This is a genomic window from Methylobacterium sp. CM6247, from assembly GCF_054817925.1.
The window spans coordinates 19,541-45,667 of sequence record NZ_JBTXKX010000006.1; the positions used below are offsets into that span (position 1 = coordinate 19,541).

Annotated in this window: 32 protein-coding genes and 2 pseudogenes; 24 read left to right on the forward strand and 10 right to left on the reverse strand. The window is 60.1% G+C overall.

Going from position 1 to position 26,127, the window contains the following annotated elements:
* Window positions 1-2 precede the first annotated feature (2 nt).
* Window positions 3-416 carry a flagellar biosynthesis repressor FlbT gene (locus tag ACYQOP_RS27055; RefSeq protein WP_461225679.1) on the reverse strand — a complete coding sequence of 138 codons (414 nt, stop codon included), beginning with the start codon at window positions 414-416 and terminating at the stop codon, window positions 3-5.
* Window positions 417-634: 218 nt separating this feature from the next.
* Here ACYQOP_RS27055 and ACYQOP_RS27060 point away from each other — a divergent pair, with 218 nt between their 5' ends.
* Complete coding sequence (locus tag ACYQOP_RS27060; RefSeq protein WP_461225681.1) at window positions 635-2,332, forward strand: flagellin N-terminal helical domain-containing protein; 1,698 nt, start codon at window positions 635-637, stop codon at window positions 2,330-2,332.
* A 60-nt stretch (window positions 2,333-2,392) separates the two neighbouring features.
* On the opposite strand, the gene ACYQOP_RS27065 is transcribed toward ACYQOP_RS27060, so the two are convergent.
* Complete coding sequence (locus tag ACYQOP_RS27065; RefSeq protein ID WP_461225683.1) at window positions 2,393-3,025, reverse strand: site-specific integrase; 633 nt, start codon at window positions 3,023-3,025, stop codon at window positions 2,393-2,395.
* Window positions 3,026-3,357: 332 nt separating this feature from the next.
* Complete coding sequence (locus tag ACYQOP_RS27070; RefSeq protein ID WP_461225685.1) at window positions 3,358-3,837, reverse strand: hypothetical protein; 480 nt, start codon at window positions 3,835-3,837, stop codon at window positions 3,358-3,360.
* Window positions 3,838-4,038: 201 nt separating this feature from the next.
* On the opposite strand from ACYQOP_RS27070, the gene ACYQOP_RS27075 reads away from it, so the two are divergent.
* Window positions 4,039-4,689, forward strand: coding sequence for a nucleotide-binding protein (locus ACYQOP_RS27075; RefSeq protein WP_461225687.1), 651 nt, complete (start codon window positions 4,039-4,041; stop codon window positions 4,687-4,689).
* Window positions 4,690-4,901: 212 nt separating this feature from the next.
* Window positions 4,902-5,063 carry a hypothetical protein gene (locus ACYQOP_RS27080; protein WP_461225689.1) on the forward strand — a complete coding sequence of 54 codons (162 nt, stop codon included), beginning with the start codon at window positions 4,902-4,904 and terminating at the stop codon, window positions 5,061-5,063.
* 649 nt (window positions 5,064-5,712) lie between these two features.
* Here ACYQOP_RS27080 and ACYQOP_RS27085 read toward each other — a convergent pair.
* Window positions 5,713-5,922 (reverse strand): hypothetical protein, encoded by a 210-nt coding sequence (locus ACYQOP_RS27085; RefSeq protein WP_461225691.1) that lies wholly within the window; start codon window positions 5,920-5,922, stop codon window positions 5,713-5,715.
* Between the two features lie 62 nt (window positions 5,923-5,984).
* Between ACYQOP_RS27085 and ACYQOP_RS27090 the strand changes: the two are divergent.
* A pseudogene (locus ACYQOP_RS27090) lies at window positions 5,985-6,467 on the forward strand (DUF3280 domain-containing protein); the annotation flags it as partial.
* A gap of 1,589 nt (window positions 6,468-8,056) precedes the next feature.
* Here ACYQOP_RS27090 and ACYQOP_RS27095 read toward each other — a convergent pair.
* Both ACYQOP_RS27095 and ACYQOP_RS27100 read right to left on the reverse strand, forming a co-directional pair.
* Complete coding sequence (locus tag ACYQOP_RS27095) at window positions 8,057-8,356, reverse strand: hypothetical protein (protein ID WP_461225693.1); 300 nt, start codon at window positions 8,354-8,356, stop codon at window positions 8,057-8,059.
* Between the two features lie 188 nt (window positions 8,357-8,544).
* The gene (locus ACYQOP_RS27100) at window positions 8,545-8,889 is read right to left on the reverse strand and encodes a MucR family transcriptional regulator (RefSeq protein WP_461225741.1); all 345 of its coding nucleotides are present in this window, start codon (window positions 8,887-8,889) and stop codon (window positions 8,545-8,547) included.
* Window positions 8,890-9,131: 242 nt separating this feature from the next.
* Here ACYQOP_RS27100 and ACYQOP_RS27105 point away from each other — a divergent pair, with 242 nt between their 5' ends.
* From ACYQOP_RS27105 to ACYQOP_RS27140, 8 genes and pseudogenes are all read left to right on the forward strand, one after another.
* Window positions 9,132-9,791, forward strand: a complete 660-nt coding sequence (locus tag ACYQOP_RS27105) for a nucleotide-binding protein (protein ID WP_461225695.1) — start codon at window positions 9,132-9,134, stop codon at window positions 9,789-9,791.
* 482 nt (window positions 9,792-10,273) lie between these two features.
* Window positions 10,274-10,588 (forward strand): hypothetical protein, encoded by a 315-nt coding sequence (locus tag ACYQOP_RS27110; RefSeq protein WP_461225697.1) that lies wholly within the window; start codon window positions 10,274-10,276, stop codon window positions 10,586-10,588.
* The gene (locus tag ACYQOP_RS27115; protein ID WP_461225699.1) at window positions 10,589-10,804 is read left to right on the forward strand and encodes a hypothetical protein; all 216 of its coding nucleotides are present in this window, start codon (window positions 10,589-10,591) and stop codon (window positions 10,802-10,804) included.
* Window positions 10,805-11,133: 329 nt separating this feature from the next.
* Window positions 11,134-11,379, forward strand: coding sequence for a hypothetical protein (locus ACYQOP_RS27120; RefSeq protein WP_461225747.1), 246 nt, complete (start codon window positions 11,134-11,136; stop codon window positions 11,377-11,379).
* A pseudogene (locus tag ACYQOP_RS27125) lies at window positions 11,337-11,555 on the forward strand (NmrA family NAD(P)-binding protein); the annotation flags it as partial. The gene ACYQOP_RS27120 and the pseudogene ACYQOP_RS27125, both read left to right, overlap by 43 nt.
* Window positions 11,556-11,846: 291 nt before the next feature.
* Window positions 11,847-12,128: a type II toxin-antitoxin system RelE/ParE family toxin gene (locus ACYQOP_RS27130; RefSeq protein ID WP_461225701.1), complete on the forward strand. Its 282-nt coding sequence runs from the start codon at window positions 11,847-11,849 to the stop codon at window positions 12,126-12,128.
* A 26-nt stretch (window positions 12,129-12,154) separates the two neighbouring features.
* Window positions 12,155-12,502 (forward strand): HigA family addiction module antitoxin, encoded by a 348-nt coding sequence (locus ACYQOP_RS27135; protein ID WP_461225743.1) that lies wholly within the window; start codon window positions 12,155-12,157, stop codon window positions 12,500-12,502.
* 63 nt (window positions 12,503-12,565) lie between these two features.
* A complete protein-coding gene (locus ACYQOP_RS27140; RefSeq protein WP_461225703.1) occupies window positions 12,566-12,799 on the forward strand; it encodes a DUF2171 domain-containing protein in 234 nt (77 codons plus the stop codon).
* A 732-nt stretch (window positions 12,800-13,531) separates the two neighbouring features.
* Here ACYQOP_RS27140 and ACYQOP_RS27145 read toward each other — a convergent pair.
* Window positions 13,532-14,029 (reverse strand): BLUF domain-containing protein, encoded by a 498-nt coding sequence (locus ACYQOP_RS27145; protein WP_461225705.1) that lies wholly within the window; start codon window positions 14,027-14,029, stop codon window positions 13,532-13,534.
* 252 nt (window positions 14,030-14,281) lie between these two features.
* Here ACYQOP_RS27145 and ACYQOP_RS27150 point away from each other — a divergent pair, with 252 nt between their 5' ends.
* Both ACYQOP_RS27150 and ACYQOP_RS27155 read left to right on the forward strand, forming a co-directional pair.
* On the forward strand, window positions 14,282-14,662 hold the full coding sequence (locus tag ACYQOP_RS27150) for a hypothetical protein (protein WP_461225707.1): 381 nt from the start codon (window positions 14,282-14,284) through the stop codon (window positions 14,660-14,662).
* A 52-nt stretch (window positions 14,663-14,714) separates the two neighbouring features.
* Complete coding sequence (locus ACYQOP_RS27155) at window positions 14,715-14,924, forward strand: hypothetical protein (protein WP_461225709.1); 210 nt, start codon at window positions 14,715-14,717, stop codon at window positions 14,922-14,924.
* A gap of 77 nt (window positions 14,925-15,001) precedes the next feature.
* Here the strand turns inward: ACYQOP_RS27155 and ACYQOP_RS27160 are convergent, their stop codons facing one another.
* Window positions 15,002-15,532 carry a Ros/MucR family transcriptional regulator gene (locus ACYQOP_RS27160; protein ID WP_461225710.1) on the reverse strand — a complete coding sequence of 177 codons (531 nt, stop codon included), beginning with the start codon at window positions 15,530-15,532 and terminating at the stop codon, window positions 15,002-15,004.
* A gap of 151 nt (window positions 15,533-15,683) precedes the next feature.
* Between ACYQOP_RS27160 and ACYQOP_RS27165 the strand changes: the two genes are divergently transcribed.
* The 4 genes from ACYQOP_RS27165 to ACYQOP_RS27180 all read left to right on the forward strand — a co-directional run bounded on the left by ACYQOP_RS27165 (window position 15,684) and on the right by ACYQOP_RS27180 (window position 18,512).
* Complete coding sequence (locus ACYQOP_RS27165; RefSeq protein WP_461225712.1) at window positions 15,684-16,016, forward strand: hypothetical protein; 333 nt, start codon at window positions 15,684-15,686, stop codon at window positions 16,014-16,016.
* A gap of 468 nt (window positions 16,017-16,484) precedes the next feature.
* Entirely contained in the window at window positions 16,485-16,928 is a 444-nt protein-coding gene (locus tag ACYQOP_RS27170) for a DMT family transporter (protein ID WP_461225713.1), read from the forward strand.
* A gap of 518 nt (window positions 16,929-17,446) precedes the next feature.
* The gene (locus ACYQOP_RS27175) at window positions 17,447-18,190 is read left to right on the forward strand and encodes a hypothetical protein (RefSeq protein WP_461225715.1); all 744 of its coding nucleotides are present in this window, start codon (window positions 17,447-17,449) and stop codon (window positions 18,188-18,190) included.
* Between the two features lie 4 nt (window positions 18,191-18,194).
* Entirely contained in the window at window positions 18,195-18,512 is a 318-nt protein-coding gene (locus ACYQOP_RS27180; protein WP_461225717.1) for a hypothetical protein, read from the forward strand.
* 197 nt (window positions 18,513-18,709) lie between these two features.
* Here ACYQOP_RS27180 and ACYQOP_RS27185 read toward each other — a convergent pair whose 3' ends face one another.
* Window positions 18,710-19,150: a helix-turn-helix domain-containing protein gene (locus ACYQOP_RS27185; RefSeq protein ID WP_461225719.1), complete on the reverse strand. Its 441-nt coding sequence runs from the start codon at window positions 19,148-19,150 to the stop codon at window positions 18,710-18,712.
* A gap of 201 nt (window positions 19,151-19,351) precedes the next feature.
* Between ACYQOP_RS27185 and ACYQOP_RS27190 the strand changes: the two genes are divergently transcribed.
* The 3 genes from ACYQOP_RS27190 to ctrA all read left to right on the forward strand — a co-directional run bounded on the left by ACYQOP_RS27190 (window position 19,352) and on the right by ctrA (window position 21,361).
* Window positions 19,352-20,182 carry an outer membrane protein gene (locus tag ACYQOP_RS27190; RefSeq protein ID WP_461225721.1) on the forward strand — a complete coding sequence of 277 codons (831 nt, stop codon included), beginning with the start codon at window positions 19,352-19,354 and terminating at the stop codon, window positions 20,180-20,182.
* A gap of 267 nt (window positions 20,183-20,449) precedes the next feature.
* Window positions 20,450-20,578: a hypothetical protein gene (locus ACYQOP_RS27195; protein WP_461225723.1), complete on the forward strand. Its 129-nt coding sequence runs from the start codon at window positions 20,450-20,452 to the stop codon at window positions 20,576-20,578.
* Between the two features lie 81 nt (window positions 20,579-20,659).
* On the forward strand, window positions 20,660-21,361 hold the full coding sequence (gene ctrA / locus ACYQOP_RS27200) for a response regulator transcription factor CtrA (protein WP_461225725.1): 702 nt from the start codon (window positions 20,660-20,662) through the stop codon (window positions 21,359-21,361).
* A gap of 260 nt (window positions 21,362-21,621) precedes the next feature.
* On the opposite strand, the gene ACYQOP_RS27205 is transcribed toward ctrA, so the two are convergent.
* Entirely contained in the window at window positions 21,622-22,791 is a 1,170-nt protein-coding gene (locus ACYQOP_RS27205; RefSeq protein ID WP_461225727.1) for an alpha/beta hydrolase, read from the reverse strand.
* A 787-nt stretch (window positions 22,792-23,578) separates the two neighbouring features.
* On the opposite strand from ACYQOP_RS27205, the gene ACYQOP_RS27210 reads away from it, so the two are divergent.
* From ACYQOP_RS27210 to ACYQOP_RS27220, 3 genes are all read left to right on the forward strand, one after another.
* Window positions 23,579-23,902, forward strand: a complete 324-nt coding sequence (locus ACYQOP_RS27210; protein ID WP_461225729.1) for an ATPase inhibitor subunit zeta — start codon at window positions 23,579-23,581, stop codon at window positions 23,900-23,902.
* A gap of 561 nt (window positions 23,903-24,463) precedes the next feature.
* A complete protein-coding gene (locus ACYQOP_RS27215; protein WP_461225731.1) occupies window positions 24,464-24,925 on the forward strand; it encodes a hypothetical protein in 462 nt (153 codons plus the stop codon).
* 690 nt (window positions 24,926-25,615) lie between these two features.
* A partial coding sequence (locus tag ACYQOP_RS27220) for a hypothetical protein (RefSeq protein ID WP_461225733.1) occupies window positions 25,616-26,127 on the forward strand: 512 nt, incomplete at its 3' end.

Here is a 26,127-nt window from a genome sequence, read left to right on the forward strand (position 1 = left end):
TGCTAACGCTGCGCTACCGTAAGCCCATGGGACGCAGCTGTTCCAAACTCAGAGGCTTCAAGAATCATTAGGGCTTTGCCCTTCTTGAAAGCCATATGGGCTTTCTTCTCGCTCAATAAACTTTGAATTTCCAAGATCTGAGGAGCGAACGAGGGCATCTTCTGCAAGATCTGAACGGCGAGCTTCGACAGCTCGTTAAGCTCATCGAACGGGTTTTCTTTGAGAACGACCTGTTGTAAAACGAAAGTAAGCCTGGAGCATGAAGAGTTGACGTCTCCCTCGGTTATCATTTCGCTTTCACGAAGAATACGACAATGGTTTTTTATGACTAAGCTTGTGGCAGAGCCTGAATTGCAGATCTCGGCTCCGTTAATATACACAGTTTCACCGGGTCTGATCGTCAGCTTTAATGCCATTGTCCGACTCCTTTTGAGCCCTTCGATGAAGGTTCTTTCGTCAAGCGGTCGCAATAGTTATCTATATTATTTGAGTTAATTATTAATTAACCATACCATCGGAAAGCGAGCCCGCCGTAAAACTTGGCGCATTGGTTTAATCCCAGGTTAGGAAGTCCAGTCCTCTGGTGACGTGCCTTCGAAATTAGAGGGTTCTCAGATCCAAAGGATCAAAATCAATGTCTTCCGGCATCACCCTTACCGCTGCGACCCGTCAGAACCTGCTCTCGCTGCAAGGTACCGCTGATCTTCTCTCCAGCACGCAGAACCGCCTTTCCACGGGTAAGAAGGTCAACTCGGCCCTCGACAGCCCCGTGAATTTCTTCACCTCGCAGGCGCTCAGCAACCGTTCATCCGATCTTGGCGGCCTGCTTGACGGCATCTCGAACGGCGTCCAGACGATCCAGGCTGCCAACCAGGGCATTACCTCGATCCAGAAGCTGGTCGACTCGGCTAAATCGACCGCCAATCAGGCGCTCGCAACCAAATCGACAGCCGTTGGTGGTAGTGCTGCTGCAGCTACGTTCACCACCGCCGTATCTCTTACCTCGTCTCTGGGCATCGGCGAAGGTGGTACTGGCGCAGCAGAAGACGGGACTCATGATTTTTCCGGAACTCACAGCTCCGTCTTCACGATCACTGACGGAAACGACCAGACGACAACTGTTACCCTTGATGCAGCAGCTTTTGGCAGCAGTGTTGACGATCTAAAGAAGGTTTCCGCTGGCGATATTCTGACGCAGATCAACTCCCAGCTTACGGCTGCGAGTGGCGGCGGTGCACAAGCGAAGGCAGCGCTTACGGAAGACGGAAAACTGTCTTTCACGTCAACCGCTACCGGGGCCGATGCCAAGTTGACCATCGAGGGAACTGATGGCGACACTGACATTGGCTTCAAGGCATCGTCATCAACTTATATCACGGCCGCAACTTCCTATGGTATTGATGCTACCGATGGATCGGCAAAAGCGAAGGCGACGGGTACGGCGGTTTCTGCCCTTAGCGATGCCAATGCGGGCGTGGTCGGTACTAGCGCCGGTCTGACGGTTCAGCTTGGTGATGGTGCGGTGAAAGCCTTGAGCTTCACTGGAGCAACCGGCGTCAAGGGAGATGACTTCGTCGATCAAATCAACGAGCAGATTCAGGCCGACGTTGGTTTGAAGGGAAAGTTGGTGGCAAGCTTTAACGATACTACCGGTCAGATTTCAATTCGTACGACCGCTAGTGGTGCCGATCAGAAGGTTACCGTAAAGTCTACAGGTTCAGTAGACATCGGTTTCGGAACAGCTTCCAATGGTGTGCCAAGCACTGGCGTTTCCGCTACAGGTACGAGCTCGACTTCAGCTAATGGCACCAATGCTCGAGGTGCTCTTGCTAAGCAGTTTAATGAACTTCTGACGCAGATTAGCCAGCAAGCCCAGGACTCCAGCTATAACGGTGTCAACCTGCTTTATCGCTCTGGATCGGATGAGAAAGAAAATACACTTCATTTGTCCTTCAACGAGAAGGACACAAGTTCTCTTGACATCAAGGGTGTGAAGTTTGATGCCAAGGGGCTGGGTATAACGGATGTTACTGGTGGTTTCTCCAGTGATGACGACATCAAGGCGGCTTTGACGCAGCTTACCAACGCTTCAGCGACACTTAGAACGCAGGCGTCGACGTTCGGCTCTAACTTAACGGTTGTACAGAACCGTCAGGATTTCTCGAAGAACCTGATCAACATCCTCGACACTGGCTCGGCCAACCTGACGAACGCGGACCTTAACGAGGAAGCCGCCAACTCCCAGGCTCTGTCGACCCGCCAGTCGATCGGCATCTCGGCCCTCTCGCTCGCCAACACGGCGCAGCAGGGCATCCTGCAGCTTCTCCGCTAAGCGGATCAGCCGTCACGACAATGAGCGGCCGGGGGAAACCCCGGCCGTTTTCGTTTGAGCTTACAAGAACCCCCTCCCCGCATGCCCCTTGAAGGCGCTCGCCCGGCGAATGTAGCCAACCACCGTTCTTGGGTCGCGGTGGCCAGACACATCCATGATGCGGGTCATGTCGGCGCCGCGGTCGGCTGCCGTCGTGATGAAGCCAGCATGTAGTGAGTGCCCGCCGAACAACGCCGGGTCGAAGCTGGCCAGCTCGGCGTAGTGCTCCACCGGATCCCCGATGCTCTGATCCGTGAGGCGTAGGGCCCCCCGCACCCTCCCCGACCGTGAGACTGGCCGGAATACTGGACCTTCCATGATCCCGGCCGCATCGAGCCAGTCGCGTACCAGGGCAACCGGCCGGATGAACCGCCCGTGCGGAATCGCCTTCTCGACTCCCTTACCTTCCTGATCCGTCTTCGACCGACGCACCATGACCCGTAGGCCCTCTGCATCCTCGCGCAGATCGGCGACATCGAGTGCGGCGAGCTCCGACCGGCGAAACGCGCCAGCGAAGCCCAGAGCCAGCAGCGCCTTATCCCGCTTGCCGGCCAGCCCAGGCGGGACGTGCTGCATTATAGCGGTGATGACCTCGGCCGTAGCCGGAGACTTCTGCGTCGGCCTCACTCCGACCCGACGCCGTATTCCTTTCACTGCCGCGTGGATGCCCTCGTCGTTTGTCAGGTCCGCGAGCCCGGCGAGCTTAGGGGCTTATCTAATCGCGGCAAGGCGCCGGCCAATGGTCGACACCGCCCTCCCCGCCTCGGCCTCATGCACCAGGAACTCGGCAATGGCGTGGGCCGATGCCGGCATCGACTGAAAACCCTACTGCGAGCACCACGCCCCGAACGCAGCGGCGTCACCGCGATAGGCCCGCACGGTGGCGTCGGCCTTCGAGGCGCGCTGGTACGCCTGGACGATCGGCGACACGATGACCGGCAACTCGGTCCCAGGAATGCTTGTTTGAGGAATAACCCGAGGCAGGGTCATAAATCGCAGCCCGCAATCAAAGTTTTGCCAGGAGAACCGGGCGCTTTCCATCCGTCCTTCAGAGAGAACCGCTCGGAAACATTGGTGCGCGGCACCTCAACCAGGAAGGCTGCCTCTCGACTGCCCGCCAACTTATTCGTAAGCCGCGCAAACTCGGTACGATTGCCGCGGGCATCGAGTTCGGCGAGACCCTGCGCATCAACTTGGAAATGGAATGCCTCCTCGCCAACGATGACCTGGATGGCTTCAGGTCTAGCCAATCCACCACGCTTAGGGTCGTACTGAAGCACTGGCTTCTGTGGGTCAGTGCCCGTGACGCACATGATCCTGAAGTAAGATCCGCCTTCGTTCTGCGCCCCCGCGACGACGGTGCCCTGCATCCCGCTCGCTGTGAACCAGCGGAACTCGACCTTGGCCTGTGCAGGGGCAAAGCCAAGCAGGAGACCGGTGAGCGCTATCCCCCAAAGTCTATGCATTATGCTTCGCTCAAAACTTCCGAGAAGAACCGTTATCGGAAGTTAGTCGAACCAAAGTCCTGTGCAAGCCGGAAATACGGTTTGCCTGCAAACCTGCATCCCGGATTTTCGTATCGACGGAAACGCGCTTTTCCGTTCGTCAGTGTTGCCTTAACTACGGCAATGAAGGATGCCGCGAAGCCTCGACGTAGGAACCCCGGAATGCATGTGATCCTCGTGGCGACGCAGAAGGGCGGTTCGGGCAAGTCCACCCTCGCCGCTCACTTCGGCGCGCTCGCACAGTTCGCCGGCCCCACGCTCCTCATCGACGCGGACCCGCAGGGCTCCCTGTCGTTCTGGTACAAGCGCCGCGAAGCCGAGACCCCCTTGCTGGCGAAGGCAGACGGCAACACCATCGCCGCCACCCTGGACGCAGCTGAGGCAGACGGGATCGAGTGGGCCGTGATCGACAGCCCACCCCACAACGCCGCGCTCACCGCCTCGATGATGTCCCGCGCCACCGTGACCGTCGTTCCCGTCCGGCCAGGTCCCTTCGACCTCGATGCAGTCGCCGCGACGCTGGCGATGGCACGGAGCCTCAAAGCCCCCATCGCCTGCATTATCAACGCCGCCCCGCCGATTACCCGGGGAGAGACGGAGACCACGATCGTCGCCGAGGCTCGCGCCATCCTTATCGGAATGGGCGCCCCGGTCCTGCCCGGCCAGGTGTCCCAGCGCGCCAGCCTGTCTCACGCCCTCATTAGCGGCCAGAGCGTCAACGAGTACGATCCGGAGAGCCGAGCCGCCGCCGAGATTGGCACCATGTGGTCTGCCGTCTCCTCCCTCGCCCGCGAGTTCCCGCACCGGACGTAGGGCAGTCGCCAAGTTGGTAAGTCCTCCGGCAATCCCGCATCCCTTCACACCGCTAACCCTGAAAGCCGCGATCCATGGCACCTCCGAAGCGTCCCGCCCTCTCATCCATAGTCGAGCAGAAGTCCCGTCCAGCCGAACCCCAGGCTGAGGTACCGGCTGCCGCCTCGCGTGACGTGGCTCCGGCACCTACGATCCCGAACGACCTCAAGACGATGCAGGTTCGCGTCAACCGCGCCGGCTGGCTGGAGATGACCCGCCTCGCCCAGGATCTTGACAAGCCGCTTGAGACACTGATGGTCGAGGCATTCAACGACATACTCGTGAAGCACAGCAAGCCGCCCGTAGCTGAGCGCCGGCAGCCGATCAAAAAGTGAGCGACGTTCCGGGCTGGAACATCCCTCGGTCACTGCAACGCGGAAGCCCGGCACCCTTAAGAGCAGGAGGGTCGGGCTTGCAGATTGCAGCGATGCAGGGCTTCAGCGAACGCGGCGACGTGCCTTGCACACGGCCTGTGATGCTTCCAGATCCGCGCAGGCTTTGAGCCCTCGCGTCAGCCAGGTGGGGGCGGCCTCTACGTCCCCGCGAACCCGAGCCCATCTGAGACCGGCTGTCACCCGGCGCAGCCGCCAGAGGTTGAAGCGCAAGAAGGATGGCCGGGATCGAGGGCAGGGCCTCGGAGCGGCGAGCGGCAACCATCACAGCGCCACCACGTAGACCGCAACTAGCACAGCGGCAGTGATAACGTTGCCCCGGCCCGCCTAATGGCCAGCCCGCTTCAGGAGGTTGCAGCGCCAGCGGCGAGCCCGGCCGAGGAACCGGGCGATGTCGGCGCGACCAAGGGACAGGCTTCATCCGGACTCGGCTCACACCGAGGACCAGCCGGGCCTTCGCCTTTGAGGCGGTCGGGCGCTCGCGCAGGGTAGGCTTGGCAGGAACGCGGTGGACGAAGCGGGCGAGGGGATTGCGCATTGCATGAACTACGGCTTGCAGGCTTGCAGTGAAAGCGGAAAAAAGGATTTCGGTTCAGGCGAGGGTGGCGAGACCGACGAGGGCCATTCCGCCAAAGACGATGACCTGGGCCGCAGCCACTTCGACGCCCGACATGAGGGCACGCAGGAGAGGGGCGAACTGGGAGTACGGCGGCATCATCGGCAGGAAGTCGAGATACACCTCATAGTTCGAGAGAGGCAGGCGTCTCTGCATATCGAGTTTGAAATTTTCTCCGGCTGTCATGATCGCGGGACCATTCCTGACGTGACACGTTCCACCTCCAACAAACTTAGGATGGAACGACTATGAAGGCTGGCTTCCAGACACTATCATCCCTGGCAGGAGCGCTACTGAGTGCGACAGCCGCGTACGCTGAGCCTCCAAAGGCAGCAGTTTTCGATTTCCAGCTTGCCAATCTCGGCATCCAAGGTCCAACCGAAGCCGATAGGGCACGTCTTCGACCCTTAAGTGATCTATTGCGCACTCTTCTAAAAGACAGCGGCCGTTACATCATCGTATCAACCGATCCTGTGAAGGAAGAAGTCACCAAGGGGTCGGACTTACGGCACTGTAACGGGTGCGCTGAAGAATATGCTAAGAAACTTGGAGCCGATGTTGCTATCACTGGTGAGATTCAGAAGGTCTCAAACCTCATACTGAATATCAACGTTTATGTAAAAGACCTCAAAAGCGACAAGCCTGAACAGGCATACAGCGTGGATATTCGAGGAGACAACGATGTTTCGTTTGATCGAGGCATCAAGTACCTTGTAAAAAACAATCTTCCTCAGTCCGAAGTTTCCACGTCTATCGCGCCCGATACGCACGGCATGATAGCGATCTCAAACGCTGCAGATATCAAGTGGCAGCCGGCTCCCAATGACCTGCCAAAGGGTATCGAAATTAGTTTACTCGACGGTGATCCAGCTAAGTCGGGACCGTTCTTGTTGCGGCTGAAGATCCCGGCTAATACGACTATTGCTCCGCATACCCACTCAACCGCAGAAACGGTGACAATCTTATCGGGATCTCTCGTCCACGATATGGGAAGCACAATAGATAAGGGACGTGGAAAGATGTTGGGAACAGGGGGGGTCGTGTCCTTGCCGGCGGATATGGCTCATTCATTATGGTCAACCGAAGAACCAGTTGTGATTCAAGTAAGCGGAACGGGACCGTTTGGATTGAACTACACTAATCCGGCCGATGATCCGAGCAAGTCTAGCGGCGTAGTCCGTTGATGCGAATTAAAAACTTAAGCTACGGTTAGTTAACCGCCTCCGCCCATCCTCCGGTCTAGCCAAGTTGCGTACCGGCTCAGCGTGAGAATGGACGATCCACCCCGCCACCTCGTGAGCAGATCGGGGCGGCGGGGCAGCTATGGCGTTAGGGATCCGCTAACGATCCAGGTTCATCCTGAGAACCATGTCAAAGCGCACTGTAAGAGCCGCGAGAGGCGTTCTCTGGCTGGCATCACTAGCTCTATGCTGCATCTGCGCAGTTCAGCTTATGAAGATCCCGAAGACCGCCCCACAGCCGGCTGACCATGCCTCGCTAAGCCGTGACCCAGAAACAACGGGATCGGTGGATCCGCGACCTGTGGAGGTGTGCAGGCCGAGCGTTTGTTAATGACTCCTTACATGGTGTTAAGGCCGATCACCAATCGTTAACCATGGCCTTCCATTGATGCCTTTTGCTCAATCGGCAGGTGTCATCGTGTTCCAGGCTCGTTCCATCGGTATTAAGGATTTCGACCACGGTTGCCCCATTTCCGAGGACAAGCTTGGGAGGATCTACCGCGCTCACGCCGACGCCATCCCTGACTTGGTGGCGGGAATCCCCGAACATACACGGGCTCGATTGGCTGCCTTCCTCTACGCTCGAACCCATACCCGGGAACTTGGGATACGGATCGCAGCAACCTGCCATCAGGCTACGTTACACCATGTTGCTGGCGAGCTTGGAAAGGCGATCCATAGGCAGTCCCGTCAAGGGTACCGCGACGGAAGCTACGGCAACGTACACCGTGCTACGCAGAGAGGCGTGAACCTGGCTGGATCACGGATATCGAGCAGCCAACGTATCTGACCTTAAGGGGTGGATAGCGCTCAGTGACAAGCCACAGTCCCCAGCCCTCAAGATTGAACCGAACACCCCGCCACTAGCTCGCCCCGTCGAAAAGGCCGTGGAGCCTATCTCGGATAAGGGGCCTTCGACCGGAAGACATGACGATCATTCCCCAAGCAGCCACCCTACCAATAAGAACGGTGGTTTTGGCGCGAAATAGCACCTGCTCTTCAACCTTGTCTCGCAAATAGCCCCGCGGCTATTGGCGTCGCGGGGCTTCCTCCGGCAAGGGGCTGGACCGGACCAACTATCAGCAGTTGTCGCTGCCGGGCTTCACCACCTGGCCCTCGGCCGGCTTCTTCTCCCCGGCAGCCGGCTGGGTATTCGAGCCGACATTGTTCATGGCGCCGACCGTGCCGGGCGACTCAGCCTTCGCGCCAGGGGTCACTTTGGCATCGGAGCCGCCGTCAACCTTCGAGCTCTTTTCAGCGGCAGCTTGCTTGTCCTGGCTGTTGGATGTCGTCCCGACGGCGCAGGGAGCTGCGATCGTGGTGGCGGCCGTGAGCGTCAGTATGGCCGTGGCAGCGGTAAGCGAACGAATTAGCGTCATGTTTCCTCCTGGATCGTTGTCCAGGTGACCAACAATGTGGCGTGTTTGCACGTTCCCCTACCACAACCATGAATGTCGCTTGCGCATGAGGGCGGCGGGGCTGAGGTCGTCTCCCCTTATTTGCCCTGGTTGGGCTCAGGATGGCCTAGCGGCCGTCCATGGAAGCCCATTAAGCTGCTGCGGGAGTCTTACCGAGGCCGACCGGCCTTCTTGGGCTTCTCAGGAGCCGCAGCGGCCTCTTCAACGACTGTCTTTTCCGGCGCGGCGGGCTTCGCCTTTCCCGTATCCTTGCGCACCTGCCCAAGGCCAAGGGACCGGGCAAGCTCCGAGGGCTGCGCCGAGTAGCTAGCGGAGGTCATCGGGTCGTCGGAAGGCAGACCATGCTTCGCACGGTAAGCCTCAGGGTGGTGCTTTGCGCCTGGCCTCGGCTTCGTATGGAGGTGCCCTAATGACCGGCGACATCTTCGAGGCGTCCGGCTTGCCAGCTTTACTCCCGATCCCTCCGAAGCCCCTGAAGAAAGCTCGCAAGCCATCACCGGCCGCGCTCACCGCAGCGGGACGCGTGGGAGGCCTCCCGCTCTCGGCCAACCGTGCGGGATCGCGTCGGCATGGGCTGGGACCTCACGTAGATACCTCCCGAACACCCTTCTGAGCGTTAGCCCAACAGTGCAAAGGGGTTTTTGCCCAAGAACGCAGTCGGGTTTACGATTTCTTGACTATTCGGGCTCTAGCTCAATCGGGTGCACGGGCACTCGCGTTGATGGGGACTAGGGCAATGGCTGTTGTGAGCGTTTGCTCCACCAAGGGGGGCGTCGGGAAGACGACGCTCGTCATCTGCCTTGCTGATGCGTTTGCGCGGCAGGGCGGCTCTGTGGCGATCATTGATGCCGACCCGAACGGACATGTAGCGTCCTGGCGTGAAAGGGCCGCAGAGGATTGCACCGTTGATGTGATCTCTGGTGTGACCGAGAAGGCGATCCTTGATCGCATTTCAGAGGCGGCCTCACACTACTCCGTCGTGCTGGTCGACCTTGAAGGCGCAGCCTCGCAGGCGGTGACCTACGCTATTGCCGAGAGCGACCTTGTGCTGATCCCAACCAAGGTCTCTGGCATGGACCTTCAAGAGGTCTTCCGAACCTATGAGGTCGTCCAGCGCGCGGAGCGCATGCTTCGCCGGCCGATCCCGGCTCGTGTGGTCCTCACGCAGATGTCCCCGCTTCAAAGCCGTGTGGCTCAACATGCCCGGCAGGAAATTCAGGGTGCGAGCATTCCGGTGCTATGCACTGAGATCATCCAACGCGCAGCCTACCAGTCCATCCATTTCACTGGAGCAACTCCTGCTGGCCCCGATGGCGACCAGAAGGCATTGAACGAGGTGCGGTGCGTCCTGGACGAGTTGCTCACTACTCTGGCTGACCAGCAGCGGGCCGCGTGATGAACAAACCTGCTTTCATGCCTTCGCCTCGGCCGCGCCCGCGCACTAGCCCTGAGGACGCGCAACAGCTCGCCGCTGCAACAAGCGACTTGGGTTTCACCCGGGCTTCGAACGCTCCAGAAGATCTGCCGGCTCTGCCAGCTTCTTCTCTCGCGCCAGTACCAGCAATTGCCCAAGCACCCAAATCCCCCATTGCCCCTTCTAAGGGAGCGGCCCTCAAATTTGAGGTGCCGGATGAGGTGTGGACCGCATTGCGCCAGGAAGCGCTGAACCGTCGCGTGACGGTCAAGTACCTCGTCCTCGAAGCGTTGGCGGCCAAAGGCTACAGCGTCGACCTTTCGGCCGTTCCAGAGGACGGAAGGCGCCTGCGATAACCGAAACAGGGAAAGGGCCTCACGTATGATCACGGCAACTTTCATCGGAGTGCTAACTGCGGCAGCAATGGCTGCGGTAGCCGGAGCACTCAGCGATCCGAGTCAACCATGAGCCAGAGACGCCGGGGACACCGTGACTTCGATGCGCTGACCGAAGCCCAGCTCATCGCCGGGCAGACGGCGTCACGGCGCGTCTGCCTCAAGCCAACGGCGGTACGAAGCCTCGCCGAACTCTTAGACGCAATCGACCATGTGGCTGAGGCTGCAACCGGAAACCCGAGCTTTCTGCACCTCAAGCCAGGGTCCCAATCTGTCGCCCGGGACCTACCGGAGCGCCAGGCCAGATTGACCCTCGTTCGTTCGGAGCCACTTCCCGTGATGGACGTGTTCGATCCCGCGCGTGCAAAGCGCGAGCGCTCCTAAGTGAGCGACGAGCAAACCGCCGATGCTCTCGGTATCGCTATCGAAAACGTCGAGCTGCGGGCCCAGCTCGCAGAGGCACAGGATCAGTGCATTGAGCTGGCCGTGGATGCCGGCGAGCTTCAGGTCGAGATAGACCGGCTACGTGCCCGGCTCGCCGTAGTCGAGCGCGACCGCAACAGGTGGCGGGCGCAGGCTGAGCACCGCCGCGCGGGCTGACGATTGATCACGGCAGATCGATTGCCGCTATTCGGATTGCGCTGCGATTAGAACCTATCACCGCCAGGGCCCAGGAGCCGCTCAATCACAGCAAGCCCATCCTTGGTGGCTTTCTCCTCAGATGGATAGCGCCGGTCTGCCCGCTGGTAGACCTTCCCGTTGCGCCGGATGATCCAGAGGTGCTGCCCTTCGGATCCTGGTGCAGGTTGGACCTCCAAGCTGTATGGGTACGTCGCGGGGGAAATCTCTGTCATGGCCGGAATCGTTCGAAAGGCTCCGAGCCGTCGCTGTTACACGCGGCGCCATGGAAGCTGCAACATCGCCGATTAGTGCCACAAAAACCGGAGAAGACGATACGCTGCCCCGTCTACGGTCTCGCCTTCATCCTGGCTTTGGCTCCGGCCTCTGCGGCCGAGCCGATCACCGGCCGGGCCTCGGCGATCGACGGCGATACCCTCCTGCACGAACACCGGGAGATCGCCGCCATCGCGATCACCTACGGCATGTTTCTGAGTGGGTCCTTGCTCTCGCTGTCGAACAGCTCACCCGGCGCGGCGCCAGCGTCCGTATTCTGACCCGCGATCCCGCCAAGGCCAGCTTCTCGGAAGGTGTCAAGCCGGAAGGTGTCAAGGTTGCAAAGGGCGACCTCCTCGACATCGAAGCGCTGCGCAACGCCTTTGCCGGTGTCAGCACGCTGTTCCTGCTGAATGCCGTGACAGGCAACGAGTTCACCCAGGCGATCGTCACTCTGCCGACCTGAACTTGTGCGCCCTATAAAAGGGACCGAGTTTTTTAATGGGAATGGGGGCGGCCGAAGGGAAACGCGCTCAGACTCGTGCGCTCTAAAAGCCCATTTTCGAGAACCGGGGAGGGGCTTGCATCCGGTTCCGTGCGAGAATGACATGGGGCGATTAGGCGGGCTCATTGCCCCGCCCCGCCGTAAGGCACGTCCTAGAGCTGTTGCACTGAATGGTACATCCCGCTTGACCTAGATGTTGCAGTGGGCGATACATGTATCAACGGGTGCAACACGGGCGGTGCGATGATCCGCAGCTTCCATGACCGGATGACGGAGGCGGTGTTTCAGGGCCGCTGCCCGAAAGGCTTCCCGGCCGACCTCTTCAAGGTTGCCCGACGCAAGCTCCGCGCTTTGCACAACGCCGTCGACCTGAAGGACCTGAAGTCACCGCCCGCGAACAAGCTCCACGCCCTGATCGGAGATCGCGCCGGGCAGCACGCAATCGCCGTCAACGACCAGTTCCGCATCGTCTTCGTTTGGACTGACGCAGGACCGGAACGGGTCGAGTTCTGTGACTACCACTAGCCAAGGGGGGCTCTGCCATGTCCGACATGATCAGCATCACGACCCTTCGTCAGGCCTTCGAGGCCGGAGGGGATGTCGAGCGCCTTCCGCCGCTCCATCCTGGGGAAGTCCTACGGGAGGAGTTCATGGTGCCACTCAGGCTGAGCGCAGGCGCAGTCGCTAAGGCACTCGGCCTTCCTCGCTCTCGCATCGAGCGCATCGCCAAGGAGGAGATCGGCATCAGCACCGACACCGCCCTCCGGCTGGCTCGGTACTTCGGTACATCGCACCAGTTCTGGCTCAACCTTCAGGCCGATTTCGAGAGCGAGACCCTGCTTTCAGAGATCGGCCCGGAACTGGATCGCATCGAGCCGCTGCCGGCCGTAGCGGCCTAGCGCCGGTTACAGAGGAACGCCTCGACCCCCCTCCCGTTGAGGTCGGAACAGGGAGTGAAACCGATGGTCGATGTGTCTCAGATCAAGGAACACGCTGACGTGGTCGGATCGGATGGCGTCCATGTGGGTACCGTCGATCATGTCGACCACGGTGAGATCAAGCTGACGAAGAAGGACCCGGCGGCTGAAGGGCTCCACCACTTCATTCCCATGGATTTCGTCCGAGCTGTCGAGGGCAACACGGTTCGCCTCGACCGCCCTGCGGAGGAGGTCAAGTGGGAGTGGTCGACGTCTTGAACCCTGCAAGCTTCGAACTGAAGGAGAAATGCCTTGGCCTCACATGACGACGTTGCACCAAGCGACCCCAGAACCCCGCCACCGGCTCGTCCTATTGACAAGGCCAAGGAGCCGGCCGGTCTTGCCGACGCTGGTCCAACGGGGCCACTCTCGGTAGAGCCTTCCGCGGACAGGGGGCCTTCGACAGGGGGATATGATGACCATTCCCCGAGCAACCACCCAACCAACAAGAAGGGTGGTTACGGCGCAGGGTAAGGGCAGAGCGCCTTCATGGTCTTGCAATCAGTTTCATAGTTTGAGTGCCATGAGGCTATCTCACGGATCACGTCACCAGAACCTGTTTTTCTGCACTCCATGGAGAGCGCTATGGTCGACAGTAACCAGACTAAACCCGGGGACGAAGCTTCACCCGGCACGCCTGGAACGGGCGAAAATTTATGCCAAAGGTGCAGCGGCGCCGGAAAAACTGGCTCAGACCCATGTCCTGACTGTAACGGAACTGGGAAAGTTATAACCGGGATTGGCGGTAGTTAGATTTTTTGCCGCCCAAATAGAAACCCGCTCTGATCGAGCATCGTCCCATTGCGGGCTGCATGCCGCCCGGCACGCTCTTTTTTCGCTAACGGGCCCAGGCCATTCTCCCCGTCGAGCCAAGTTGTGTACCGGCTCAGTGAAATGGACGATTTTCCCCGCCGGCTCCGTGATCAGATCGGAGCGGCGGGGCAGCTGCTATCAAGCGGTGAGGCGCTGTCCCTGACGTTTGCTCAGTTCGAAGGCCTGCAGATCGAGAGCAAGATCAATGACCTGCGTGCTCTTGAGGCGAGTGGGCTCAATAGCGCCGCCAATCCCGTGCTGCAGATAGACCTCTTGCGCCTCAGGCGTACGCATCGCCCCACCCATCGTCCAATTCGGGAAAAGTCGCGCTTCAACGTCGCGCACATTCATAATCGTTGCGGAGCTGTGTCGACTATCTCGCGCAATCCGATTGTAGGTGTCCGTTACCTTGAGCTTTTCGCCCTCTAATATCTGTACGAACCAAGTCTTATCAAATATCAGGAATCCTGTGATACCGTCCCTGCTATTGTTCCGTTGAGACGTAGAAACAATTTCGCGTAAGTTTGTGAGCATAGCACGGTCGCCACCTTCTACAATGTTGCGGCTATAATAGACGAGCTGATGTACCACAATAAAATACTCCCCTTTATGATGCTCATTATAGAAAGTAATCACTATGCATTATACGCATAGATTCTATCCGCTTGGCATCGCGTCGTGAACGTTCTGCTCGATGAAACACTAACGAGTCCTGAAATTGTTCTTGGATTTGATTGTTAAGAATTTGTGGCTCAATCGAACCTTAACAAAGTCGGACTGTGAGGCAGGTGCTTGGCCCGAGCCTCAGTGCCGCGTGTGACCCACATGTCCTGGCGCGGCCGGTCCCTGTCACCTATCCCGTCCGGCCCATCACAGTCGCCGGGCCTCATGTCAGCATCCCCAGCCTTCAAGATCGAACCCGGCAGCCCCCAGGCTTGGCGCGAATCCTTCCTGGCCATGAAGCCGAGCGTCGTCCCATGCCCCGGCCTGACCGCGCAGAGCTGGCAAGCCGTTCACGCTGCGTCCCTGGACTTCCTCGACAAGCACGCCGACGAAGCTGGCCGGCTGGGCTGGACGACGCTGCAGCTTTTTGGCGTGCATCCCGATCTCGGCGTGATCCGTTCCGACTTCTGCGGAGCCATGGTTCTGAGCGGTGACCTCGTGTCTGAAGCCCACGCGGATTTCATTCGGTTCGAGCGGACGCGGTACTTTCGAAACGTGCCGGGACGTCCGAAGGGTGCAGTGCCGATCTGGGCGGCGAAGCGGTAGGCGCCCCAAGGGCCTGCCCTATTTCCTCGCGGTCGCCGCCAGGAACCCGACCATGAGCACCGAACGCGCCGAGGGCTACCGTGAGGCTTTGTCGAGCATCAAAAGTACGATCCAGCGCAGGTTAAGCGAGGGCAGAGTGCTGGAGGAGGGGAAGCTCGAATTGTCGAACCTCCTGATCATGGTAGACGACATGCTCCGGCCCAACCGGACGGTTCCCGAAGCGGGAAGCGATGCACCAGAGCCGCTGAGGGGCAGCTTCTGAGGACCAATCATTGCCTTGGTGAAGGCATGTTCGTTAAAGCGATGTAGATCGCCGACCTACATCGCTAATCTCGGCGCTCAGGCCGCAGCAGCCTTGCGCGGCCGACCAGCCTTGTTGGGCTTCTTAGGAGCCGCAGCGGCCTCTTCAACGACTGTCTTTTCCGGTGCGGCGGGCTTCGCCTTTCCCGTATCCTTGCGCACCTGTCCGAGGCCAAGGGACCGAGCAAGCTCCGAGCGCTGCGCCGAGTAGCTGGCTGAAGTCATGGGATAGTCGACGTGTAGGCCATGCTTCGCACGGTAAGCCTCAGGGCTCAGCCCGCGGAGCGTCAGATGCCTGCGCAGCGTCTTGTAGGGTTTGCCGTCTTCGAAGCTGATGAGGTGGTCTGGCGTGATCGACTTTTTGATCTGAGCCGGCGTCGCCTTCTCGATCTTGTCCACCTCCGGCGCGCTAGATCCACCGCTGGTAAGGCCGCTGATGGCGGCGTGCACGCTGCTCAGCAAGTCGGCCAGTGATCCTACTGGAACCGAGTTGTTGGAGACGTAGGCAGCGACGATGTCAGCCGTAAGCTCGATATGGCTGGTCGGCAATTCAGTGGTCTGATCGGTCATAACGTCTTTCTCTGAGGCTCGGTGAGTGCCCTATAGAGCAGTTTTTGGCACGCCCTCAATAGACTTAGTAACGGATAAAAAATAGATTGACCGAATATGGTGTCTTCGAAGCGAGTCCTGCCGATCCGGGCCGTGAATCGATAGACCTTACATGAATGACGAACTCCCGCCCTGGCGCGAGATCACTACCGACGACTATGCGCCCTGCATCTTTACAGACCTCGGGTCATCGGAAGCGTGGATCGCCTCCTCTGAGGTTCTCAGGCTCTTATTGGCCCGCCAGAATGAGGGGGAATTTCGCCTGCGCCTGATCCTTCGGGAGGGCGTCGATCTTAGATGGGGCCCAACCGCAGATCCGAACTGGCGATGGGATTATGCCCACGGTCCAGAGCTCGCCCTCGACGCCGCTGAAATTTGGATCGAGCGGACCGATGGCCGACGCAAGCGGGTGGATCAGATGGAGACGCGGCCGCAGCCTTGGTGAGGCCTAACGCGATCCATCGGCCCCGGTCACGGACGACCCCGGCGAGGCGCGCTCCATGGCGTTGAAGAGGTCCACGAGGTCGTCGGCATCGTCGAGCTGTTCATCGTCAGCACGCTGACGGAGCGAATTAGCGGCCGCATCGTGTACCGGCCGTCTGAGCCCCGCGGCAGCATCTTCGAAGTCACCCTCGACGGAATGCATCCTTCAGCCTGATCGAGCATGTCGTTCCGCCAACTCCCGCCGCAGCGCCTCGACCCCGGCGTGAAATTCACGTCAATGACATCAGGAGTCCCAGTTAGTTGCGAGGTGCCCGCCACCTCGCCGCCTTCGCCTCGTTCTCTGAGCTGAACATAGGCTCGCTGTTCTTCTTGCTGATCCGAGTCCGGTCGTAGTCGACCCCTTTATGCCACACCGTAGCCCACCGGCGTCGGCCTAGATGGTCAGTCCAGAGGCAGGACTGAGAACACCATGTGGTATCTGTACGGCATTGTCCTGTTGGCGGGCGTCGCTAACGCCATTCAAGCGGGTCAGAATGGGGCCTTATCGAAAGGGTTTGAGGGATCCTTGACCGCTGGCCTTGTCGTGGTGGCGGGCACAGCAACCTGCATCCTCGTCGTGGGCCTACTCTCGGGAAAGCTGATATGGCCAACCATCGCACAAGTGCTGGTCGTACCGTGGTGGGCTTGGTTCGGCGGCGTTCTGGGCGGCGGCATCATCCTGGCACAGTTCATCGTGGCTAGGCAGATTGGTGCAGCTCCATTCCTGGGAATGCTCGTGACAGCGGGTGTCGTCACCTCGATCCTGCTCGATCATTTCGGCTGGATAGGCTTCGAGCGTCACCCGGCAACGATCTGGCGGATCTTCGGCGGCTTGCTGATGATCGGCGGTGTTGCCCTCGTAGCGATGCTCTAGAACCTCCACGCATCCCTTCCAGCCCGCATCTCAGCCAATTCCCGCCGCAGCGCCTCCACCTCAGCGTGAAGCTCGCCAGCATCTACCGCCAACTCGACGCACTGGTCCTGGACCTCCGCGAGTTGGGCGCGCAGCTCGGCATTCTCGGTCGCCAGGGCGAGCAGGAGCAGGGTGTTGGAAACGGCTGGCCTTCCCTGGATCGAACAGACCGTGGGCGTCGCCGATGAGGGTTAGCGTTGACTTAACTGCCCCGCCCGGCCGACATGCCATGTCCGGCCGCGTATCGCTCGCGCGAGTCGTGAGCCGGCATCAGGAGAGATCACCGCCGCGAGATAGACCCTGAAACGACTACGGCCCCCCTGTCGCCAAACAGGAGGGCCGCGAAATCGATGGGCCTGTGAGGCCGCTTCCAATCCCTCACAAGCCATAAGACCCCCTTGGGAGTCAAGCGGGAACGCCAATTCCCGCATCGAGAAGTCGTGCCTTGTGCCTGCCGCGGCCCGAGAGGGTTGGGGACGATGTTTCACGCCACCATGGCTGCCGCGATCGACGGCGCGCGGACGCTTGCGCAGATGGATGAGCTATCGCGCCAGGTCTGGCAGGGACACGGGGTAGGGGCTTTGGCCGACGAGGAGGCCCAGGCGCTCGCCGAACGGCTCCACGGGCGGCGTAGCGCCATCCGGGAGGGCATCGTGCCTGTCGGCATCCCTGCCGGCCGCGTGAGCCTATTCCCACCCCGCAGGAGCGTCACCAGCCCCGATAAGGCCATGTCGAGGGATAGGCGCCGCCTGCTGGCCTGCTCCGGCCCCATGCCGCCTGCCTTGGCCTCGCGGTTCACCACCGGCCAGCTCGCGGTCCTACGCATCGTCGCCGACGAGGTAGCCGCCAAGGGCGTGTGCGGTCTCTGCATCGACGCCATCGCCGCCAGGGCCGGAGTCTGCCGTCGCCTCGCCCAAGGCGCCATCCGTCTCGCCGAGGGCGACGGGTTGCTGACGATCGAAGAGCGCCGCCACGAGGGCAGGAAGAACAGCCCGAACCTCGTCCGCGTCATCAGCCGCGAGTGGCAAGCCTGGATGCGTCGCGCCGGAAGAGCGAAGGCAGAGGGGATAGGGTGCAAAGCGATTCACCCCACGGATACAGGGGTTCTAATTTCGGGAAAAACTGAGGCCAGCACCACCCTAAGAAAGCTGCCGGAACGGCAGGGTCGCCTTCACGCCAGCGGCTCACGAGGGCCGTCGCGGGTGGCGAAGGCCATGCGGTGACGGCATGCGGGCGTTCGACAAGACGGACGATGCCATTCGGCTCATCCCCTTATGTGAATCAGCTTTCGGCTGGCTGCCGGAGGGCGGGATCAAACCTCGTTCAGCGCCGGTTTATTTCCTGCTGGCCGAACAGTCAGGCGGGCACACCCAGCTCGGGAGAGGGACAATGGCAGGCGATAAGCAGAAACGGTCTCAGGTCGATGCGACGCCCGAAGCTGGATCCACAGCACTCAAGCCGCCAAAGCCGGACGAGCATCCGAAAGCCGCCGAAACCGAAGCACAGCCTGATAAGCCAGTGCCCAATCAGGACGATGTTCTGTAGGGGCGGACGAGGACGTCAACCGTGTCTTTTCCTCAGCGATCGCCTTCAGCCGTTAGCCAGGAAGGGCGTCACGCCCGTGATCGTGGCGACCCAAGCAGCGCCAATCCTTACCCCCCAGACACCGAGGAGCATGCCACCTGGAAACGGGGCTGGGAAATGCCCGACAGAGAGATTGGGCAGGAGAAAGCCAAGGGCGATCAGGAGTGAGAGTTTAGCCCATCACCTGTCAAATTAATCTGGATAGTTTCTTCCGCGCCTTGGGTTTGCCCCGCCCTTAAGCCCACCACTGTACGAACGAGCTGCAGCACGTCGCGGCGCAGTTGATCGCTCTCGATCGCGGCATAGGCACGAAGCAGATCGACAGCGCCGGCCTCGCGGAGGAAGCCGAAGGCATCGCTGTGCTCCTCGGCTTCATGATCGCCGAACAGGGTAGACATCGGCACTTCGAGGAACTGAGCAATCTGCTGCAGCCGGCCGCTGCTGATGCGGTTCGCTCCTTTTTCGTACTTCTGGATCTGCTGAAACGTGACGCCGACGTGCTGGCCTAGCTCAGTCTGCGACAATCCCTTCTCCTTTCGCAGCGTTGCGATGCGTAGGCCGACGGTACGATCAACGTCTGTCGCGGATTTTACAGTCACAGTGGCTACCCGCTATATTAAGTAATGATTAAGTATGATAACATTCTAAATGAGAGCCAATGCGTATTTATCTTCGCAACATAGCGAATCGGCACTCGGCTGATACGCTGTAAATCCGCAGTGTTGCAAGATCGCACTATCGCTGCTGACGCTTTCGAGGCTCTGTGTCGTTCAAATTCATCGCACGGGCCAACGACTCCCATGTTCAAGAAGCTTCTCCTCGCCACCGCGGCCACCGCTCTCCTGGCTGGCGCCGCTTCGGCCGCCGACCTTCCGCGTCGCGCCGCTCCCCCGATCTTCGTTCCCGTGCCGGTGTTCACCTGGACGGGCGCCTATTTCGGTATCAACGCCGGCTACGGCTTCGACGCCGGCAGCAACAGCGACCGCTACGCCCTGCCGGGTGGTTCGGTGCTGAACTCCTTCACCCGTACCCCGGTGGTCGTGTCCACCAATGGCGGCAACGACCTCGAAGGCTTCGTCGGCGGTGGTCAGGTCGGCTACAACTACCAGTTCACCCCGGGTTCGGGCGTGGTCGTCGGTCTTGAGGCGGACGCCCAGTACACCGACTTCGGCAACAAGAGCCGCACCGTGACCGGCACCATCAGCCCCGTCGCCGGCGCTCTCAACAGCCCCGTCGGTGTCCGCGTCCCGGGCAACGAGATGAACTTCTTCGGTACCGTCCGCGGTCGTCTCGGCTACGCGTTCGATCGTGTCCTGTTCTACGGCACCGGCGGCTTTGCCTACGGCGACGGTGGCACGGGTGGCGACGACTTCCGCACCGGCTACACCGCTGGTGGTGGTATCGAGTACGCGATGCCCACCGACTCGTTCTTCAACTTCTTCAGGTCGTCGGCTGTGACGCTGAAGGTCGAAGGCCTGTACGTGAACCTCGAGAACGAAGGCCGGGCCGGCAATCGCTCGGTGTTCAACCCAGCCACCAACGTTCTTACGCTCAGCCGTTCGGTCACGGCTCGCGAGAGCGAGTTCGCCGTCGTCCGCGCCGGCCTGAACTACAAGTTCGGATCTTACTAAGGCGCTTCGCCTTATATCCTCTGACTGAGCATCCCCAGTCCGATCCAGCCGGCCGCTCGGCCAACAGACGCCCTAGGAGCCTCTCCTGGGGCGTTTTCGTATGGGCATCAATCCTGGTCATGCCGATGAGTGGATGTGGCTGGCCAGTAGGGCGGACGCGCGCATCGCGATGGCTTGGGTTGGCTCGCACACACTCTCGCCGAACTTCAGGAGGATCGTGGCTGCGGTGCGGGGCCCATGTCGTCGCACGCCGGAGTGAGCACGTCTATGATCAAAATCCTGACGGCGATCCTGTCGGTCATCGTGGTCCTGGCGCTGGGCGCCTGCCTCACGGTTGTGACGCTTCCGTTCCGAGCCGTGCGCAGCCTGGTGCGCAGCCGAGCCGTGCCTGCATAGAGAAGCGAGTCTTTCTCCCGCACCTTAACGGTTTGTTGCCGACGTCCGGTTAGGAAGTCTCAATCTTTTGAGGGCTTTCCCATGCGTGTGCTGCTGATTGAGGACGACGCTTCGATCGCAGCGAGCATCGAACTGATGCTCAAGTCGGAGAGCTTCAACACCTACACGACGGATCTCGGCGAGGAAGGTATCGACCTCGGCAAGCTCTACGACTACGACATCATCCTTCTCGACCTCACCCTCCCCGACATGTCGGGCTACGAGGTGCTCCGCCATCTGCGTGTGGCGAAGGTCAAGACGCCGATCCTGATCCTCTCCGGCATGGCCAGCATCGAGGACAAGGTGAAGGGCCTCGGCTTCGGAGCCGACGATTACCTCACCAAGCCCTTCCACAAGGACGAGCTGGTCGCCCGCATCCATGCGATCGTCCGCCGCTCGAAGGGCCATGCCCAGTCGGTCATCACCACCGGCGACCTGACCGTGAACCTCGACGAGAAGATGGTGGCCATTGCTGGCAACCGAGTGAACCTCACCGGCAAGGAGTACCAGATCCTGGAGCTCCTCTCGCTGCGGAAGGGCACGACCCTCACCAAAGAGATGTTCCTCAACCACCTCTACGGTGGCATGGACGAGCCCGAGCTCAAGATCATCGACGTCTTCATCTGCAAGCTGCGCAAGAAGCTCGCGAACGCCTCGTCCGGCAAGAACTACATCGAGACCGTCTGGGGACGCGGCTACGTGCTGCGCGATGGCGTAGCCGAGATGCAGGCCTTGGCCGGTTAGAGGATGTCACACCCGCTTCGATAGCAGCGCAAGGAAGCTTTGAGCTGTAAGAGGGCGGGGCATTCCAGCCCCGATGGGGTTGATCATATCAACCGCAAGTCGGCCCTGTTGCGGTAGTGGCTTGGGTGCTGACTTCCCCGTGTCGCTGTCCCTAATCGGTAGCTGCTAGGATCGTCTCGGCATGGTGCACGAACGTGTTAGCGTTCGCGGAGCGGGTTTAAAGGGTTCATGCGCACTCCATACCACGCCTCGCGGGGGCATCAGCGCGTCTTAGCCACGATCCAGTCGATGATCGCGTCGGCGACCGCCCCGTTGTTTGCCTCCAGCATCATCATATGCCCGTTGCCATGAATGCCATGTTCGGCGAGTGCGAGACGATCGGGCTTCGCGCCGGCTTGGGCCAGAAAGGCACTCGTGCAGTCGTCCATTGTCGCCCGGAACGATGCTTCCCCGGTAACGATGACAGCTGGCACCTTCGCTAGGTTCGGGAGTTGCCGCGCCGGCTCGGCTTGAAGCCAGCAGCGGATCTGGTCGGGTCGAACTGGCTGATCAGCTTGCACGACTGTCAAGTCGGCCGGGGAGTTCGCGGGCGGCTCGAAGTGAAGTGGCACACGAGTGATGCCGTAGGGCCGAGCGCGAGTCTCGCCAACCCGTTCGTACCAATCAGAGCCGCCCTTGAACTTGATGTCGAAAAAGGTCGGCCCATTCGGCTCAACGGCGACGTGCGCCTTAACAAGATCCGGCCGTTGGTCAGAAACGGCCCAGCCGAACACTCCCGCCTGCGAGTGAGTTAGAACGACCGAGGGACCGATCTTCTCCAACAGCGTGATGAGAGCCGGGTTGACTAGTTCCTCGCTCTTCCGCCCATTCGCGATGTACGGCACCTGTGAGAGGTAGAACTGGTCAAAGGCGGCATTACCCTTCACGCCGGGGCCGCCGGGCCATTGGGTATGGAGCTTGGCCTGCGGGAAGAGTTCGAACCGCTCCTGACCGGTGAAGATGCTTTCCAAGTCGCTCGGCGCGAGTCGAGCGTAGGGACCGTAAACCTCCGGGTTGTCGCCCGAACGGCCCCGGCCGACCTGATCGACGACGTAAACGGCAAAGCCGCGCTCGACGAAGTGATCCACCCATCCGCGCCGGCCATCGGGAGTACCGAGGAAATTAACCCCGGTTTGGGCTGTGCCATGCACCAGTAGAACAGGATAGGGCTGAGCGACCTTGGCCGGGGCGTGGAACTGGACAAACATCTGCCCAGTGGCGAGCTCTTTCCCGTCGACGGTCTCATAGCGACCGCCGACGAAGAAGTAGCCCTCGCGCTGGGCCGGTTTGAAGGCGGCAGGCACATCAGGAATGACGGGAGCAGGCTCGGCAAGCGCCGTCACTGCGAGCCCAAACAGTGCGCAAGCCCCAAGCAGCGCTAGCGTCCGCATCGACATCCTCCCACAGACGTCTCGTGCGCCCTGTCGTGTATATCGGCGCGGAACGAGCTGGGTGTCTATGTTCGACTGGAAGTGCGGTTCCACCGGTCCCACGCGCCACCAGGCTACTTTGCAACATCATAGGGTTGCTGTGGCTCTCCGTGTCGGAAGCCGGCAGTCTCACGAACAGCGCATTGCACGTTAGAAATGATTGGGTCGAGCGGGCCGACATCCTCACCATCATTGTCACCCTCCGGCAGGGCCGCGGGCCTCGGCATCGCCGAGCCGTGCTTCTGCCAGGTGACCAGTTTGGGCGTGGCTGGCGCCGTGGGCTCATGCACCGGGGTGTTACCGGTAACGGCTCGGATAGGACGGTGGGTAACACCTCTCCGATAGCTCGCCGGGCGCTGACCCGGGTTCCATTCCGACGCCTCGACGTCGATCAAACCTACATCAGAAACTACCAGTAAGCCCTTCTGTTTCCATCCATTTACGGATTTTTTGGACACCCCGCGCCGCCGGGCGAAGTCGGCTTGGATGAGGAACTTTGGTCCGCTCGCGTCGCTCATCCCGGCTGTTACCTGTTACCCTGTTACCGGGTTTTTGAACCCTGGCGCTAGGAACATTGCGACCCCCGACCACCCGTATAGGCGTTGGGATGCCAGGGTCCCCGCCGATGGCCGGCCGTAGCGGGAGAACTTGATATTAGTGAACGCCAAGGAGGTCTCTGAGGCGTAACGTTGTCTAAGAACTAGCATTCGCAAGGCGAGGCGATATTCGATGAGGAAGGAAGTGGCAGATGACACGGTTCTTCGAGGAACGTGAACGCGCAGCTGAAATGCTTTTTGTTCGCAGTGAAGAAGCGCGGTTCCGAGTTCATGCTCAGGGAGTTCAATCCCTTGCGAACTATGCGGCTCAAGCGCTCGGCGTCGATCACCAAAGCGCAGTCGCTTACGCTGACGAGTTGATGTCTTCGGTGATCCATGGAGCTAAGGACAATGAGTTGATTGAGCGGGTCAGGGCTGATCTGGAGGCAAACGGTGTTGCTGCCAACACAGCTGTTCTCGCTCAGCAACTGAAGCAACCGCCAACTCAGAGGGCCTACGACGTTCATCGGGTGTGAGGCGGGGCGCTCGGCTCTCACCCATGACATTAATGCTTTTTCGATCCGAGAACCTCCAGGTTATGAGCTTGGCGCGCTACTGGACCGCGCTATGCCACGTGGAACGTGCTCTGCCTTCCGACCCGTCGCCTGCTCTCAACGTCTGATCGCCATGAAGACGGATTTGAGCTCGATCGCGTCGCAGACGCCGCCAGTCTCCTCGTCCCCGATCATAGTTGCTCCCACCTCTACGAAGGGGTCGTAAACGCTCTCGCCTGCGTGACCACCCGTATAGAGATCGATCTCCAGGATCACTGCTTTCTAGGACGAACATCCCATCGTGGCTTGCGCGCGGTCGGGAGGCCAGCAGCATTCTGCCAGAACTGCCACATGATCTCTAATCGGTTCGAGCATCAGCGGAAACGCTGGCAGACTCTGTTCCGCAGGAAGGCCATGGGTGACTTGTTTCGCGGGACCTACTGCTAAGACGCCAAAGCCCCCTGCTGGAACCCCGGCTCGCTTACAGGGCTAGCTTGTGCGAGCTTGACGTTATGTTGGGGCCTGAGAGCGGTTGAGTCTGCAATGCCGGTTACGAAGCGTCAGCTTGCAGCGTCACTCCTCAGCGCCTCGCATATCGAAGCCCGGGACACGATGGCTGGCTTCGTTCTGGAGGAAGCAGCCAAGTTTCTGGATGCACCGTTTGCGAACACCAGCGTGGCTGTCGTGCGACAGGTTTGGGGTGCGCGGGGTATGGAGTTTCGGGCTATGGAGATCGAGGTCGCGGGGTTGCCCGATCTTCTCCGTGCCCTGAAATCCCTTCCCTCAGACACGCCGCTGGTACAGGAAATTCTGCGCTCAGGACCTCATACCCTGTACGTGTTTCACCATGGGGATGGATGCCAGATCGTTGGCGCCATCCTTCATGGCAGAGCGAATGTCCCGCTTCCCGACCTGACAGTGCGTAAGCTTAAAGGTGGAAGCCGTCGGGCTCGGCGTGCGATGGAGTCAAAGCAGCTCGATCTCTTCACCGCGGCCTTCGCTTAACGCGCCGCGGAACGTTCGAGGCGAACGATCGACCATTTCTCCGGAAGCCATCGCCCCGTCGGCACATTGCCTCAGAGTTGGCATGTCCCCTGAGGGAGACGTTCTCTCATTTCCAATTCGGGAACGGCAGCTGCTCCAACCATTCCGATGGCTCGACTAGGCTAAAAAACTTATCCTCCTGAAATCGTACCTGATATCGGTTTTTAGGCTTGTATGAACCATCAGCCTTCTTGATATTCCTAAATCGATACCATAGCCCGCTCCCTTATGGAGCCGTGGGCCGGGTGACTAGCCAGGTCAGTTCCGGGTCCCCGCGATACGCCGGACGGCACCGGCAACAAGCGGCTGAGTGAAGCCGCAGGAGTGGGAATGAACCCACAGACAACCGGTCAGCAGGTCGATGTGCTGACTGGTTCGCTCCGCGTCAGACCTCGCAGGAGGTGAAGCGGCGAGTAAAGGCCGACCGCCTGACCCCGGCCTCCCCGACAGGGTTTCGTCCATCGATCTATGTAACCAGTACGGCAGGCTCCGGCACGTCAGGTTACAAGTTTCGTCGATCGCAGGCGAAGCTATGCCTCCCACCCAGCCCACCATCACATCAGGGACGCCAATTTACAGATACGGATAGGAGATCATCTCATGCCGTCACCTCGAAGGAAGGTTGCTCTCGCCTCCTCTCGACCACCTGCAGTGACAGAGCCGTACAAACCGACTCCCGCTGAAAAAGCCGCTCTTACTCGATACGTTGCTCGCGGCGCTCAAAGGCCACCTGCTCGCATCCGCGTCGCCAAAGGGAAGGCTGGCATCTCCACTGGTCCGGACCATCCCGATCTCGGCACGGGAACGGTCAACCTTCTGAACGCGCTCGGCACGGCCAGCCTTCCGTTCATGAATGGCTTGCTGAGCCAAATCACCAATGTTGCGAGCCAGGGGCGGGAGCCCGATGAGGCGGGGATCAATTTCGTGCTTTCGGTCGTCGATGGGATCGAACCGCGGGATGAAGTCGAGGCTATGCTCGCCGTGCAGATGGCCGCGGTGCACCTGGCGACCATGACATTCGCGCGGCGCTTGGCACACGTAGATAACTTTCCTCAACAGGAGGGTGCCGAGCGAGCGTTCAATAAACTGGCCCGAACCTTCACGACTCAGATTGAGGCGTTGAAACGATACCGTAGCGATGGCAAACAGACGGTCAGGGTCGA

Bases quoted from the DNA above. Each gene is read 5' to 3' on its own strand.
- ACYQOP_RS27135 (WP_461225743.1), top strand. From the start codon at position 12,155: ATGATCAGCATCACGACCCTTCGTCAGGCCTTCGAGGCCGGAGGGGAT.
- ACYQOP_RS27070 (WP_461225685.1), bottom strand. From the start codon at position 3,837: ATGCATAGACTTTGGGGGATAGCGCTCACCGGTCTCCTGCTTGGCTTT.
- ACYQOP_RS27150 (WP_461225707.1), top strand. From the start codon at position 14,282: ATGTCAGCATCCCCAGCCTTCAAGATCGAACCCGGCAGCCCCCAGGCT.
- ACYQOP_RS27105 (WP_461225695.1), top strand. From the start codon at position 9,132: ATGGCTGTTGTGAGCGTTTGCTCCACCAAGGGGGGCGTCGGGAAGACG.
- ACYQOP_RS27130 (WP_461225701.1), top strand. From the start codon at position 11,847: ATGATCCGCAGCTTCCATGACCGGATGACGGAGGCGGTGTTTCAGGGC.
- ACYQOP_RS27160 (WP_461225710.1), bottom strand. From the start codon at position 15,532: ATGACCGATCAGACCACTGAATTGCCGACCAGCCATATCGAGCTTACG.
- ACYQOP_RS27210 (WP_461225729.1), top strand. From the start codon at position 23,579: ATGACACGGTTCTTCGAGGAACGTGAACGCGCAGCTGAAATGCTTTTT.
- ACYQOP_RS27215 (WP_461225731.1), top strand. From the start codon at position 24,464: ATGCCGGTTACGAAGCGTCAGCTTGCAGCGTCACTCCTCAGCGCCTCG.
- ACYQOP_RS27190 (WP_461225721.1), top strand. From the start codon at position 19,352: ATGTTCAAGAAGCTTCTCCTCGCCACCGCGGCCACCGCTCTCCTGGCT.
- ACYQOP_RS27140 (WP_461225703.1), top strand. From the start codon at position 12,566: ATGGTCGATGTGTCTCAGATCAAGGAACACGCTGACGTGGTCGGATCG.
- ACYQOP_RS27055 (WP_461225679.1), bottom strand. From the start codon at position 416: ATGGCATTAAAGCTGACGATCAGACCCGGTGAAACTGTGTATATTAAC.
- ACYQOP_RS27075 (WP_461225687.1), top strand. From the start codon at position 4,039: ATGCATGTGATCCTCGTGGCGACGCAGAAGGGCGGTTCGGGCAAGTCC.
- ctrA (WP_461225725.1), top strand. From the start codon at position 20,660: ATGCGTGTGCTGCTGATTGAGGACGACGCTTCGATCGCAGCGAGCATC.
- ACYQOP_RS27175 (WP_461225715.1), top strand. From the start codon at position 17,447: ATGTTTCACGCCACCATGGCTGCCGCGATCGACGGCGCGCGGACGCTT.
- ACYQOP_RS27060 (WP_461225681.1), top strand. From the start codon at position 635: ATGTCTTCCGGCATCACCCTTACCGCTGCGACCCGTCAGAACCTGCTC.
- ACYQOP_RS27195 (WP_461225723.1), top strand. From the start codon at position 20,450: ATGATCAAAATCCTGACGGCGATCCTGTCGGTCATCGTGGTCCTGGCG.
- ACYQOP_RS27095 (WP_461225693.1), bottom strand. From the start codon at position 8,356: ATGACGCTAATTCGTTCGCTTACCGCTGCCACGGCCATACTGACGCTC.
- ACYQOP_RS27170 (WP_461225713.1), top strand. From the start codon at position 16,485: ATGTGGTATCTGTACGGCATTGTCCTGTTGGCGGGCGTCGCTAACGCC.
- ACYQOP_RS27110 (WP_461225697.1), top strand. From the start codon at position 10,274: ATGAGCCAGAGACGCCGGGGACACCGTGACTTCGATGCGCTGACCGAA.
- ACYQOP_RS27180 (WP_461225717.1), top strand. From the start codon at position 18,195: ATGCGGGCGTTCGACAAGACGGACGATGCCATTCGGCTCATCCCCTTA.
- ACYQOP_RS27165 (WP_461225712.1), top strand. From the start codon at position 15,684: ATGAATGACGAACTCCCGCCCTGGCGCGAGATCACTACCGACGACTAT.
- ACYQOP_RS27155 (WP_461225709.1), top strand. From the start codon at position 14,715: ATGAGCACCGAACGCGCCGAGGGCTACCGTGAGGCTTTGTCGAGCATC.
- ACYQOP_RS27100 (WP_461225741.1), bottom strand. From the start codon at position 8,889: ATGGCTTGCGAGCTTTCTTCAGGGGCTTCGGAGGGATCGGGAGTAAAG.
- ACYQOP_RS27205 (WP_461225727.1), bottom strand. From the start codon at position 22,791: ATGCGGACGCTAGCGCTGCTTGGGGCTTGCGCACTGTTTGGGCTCGCA.
- ACYQOP_RS27080 (WP_461225689.1), top strand. From the start codon at position 4,902: ATGCAGGTTCGCGTCAACCGCGCCGGCTGGCTGGAGATGACCCGCCTC.
- ACYQOP_RS27085 (WP_461225691.1), bottom strand. From the start codon at position 5,922: ATGACAGCCGGAGAAAATTTCAAACTCGATATGCAGAGACGCCTGCCT.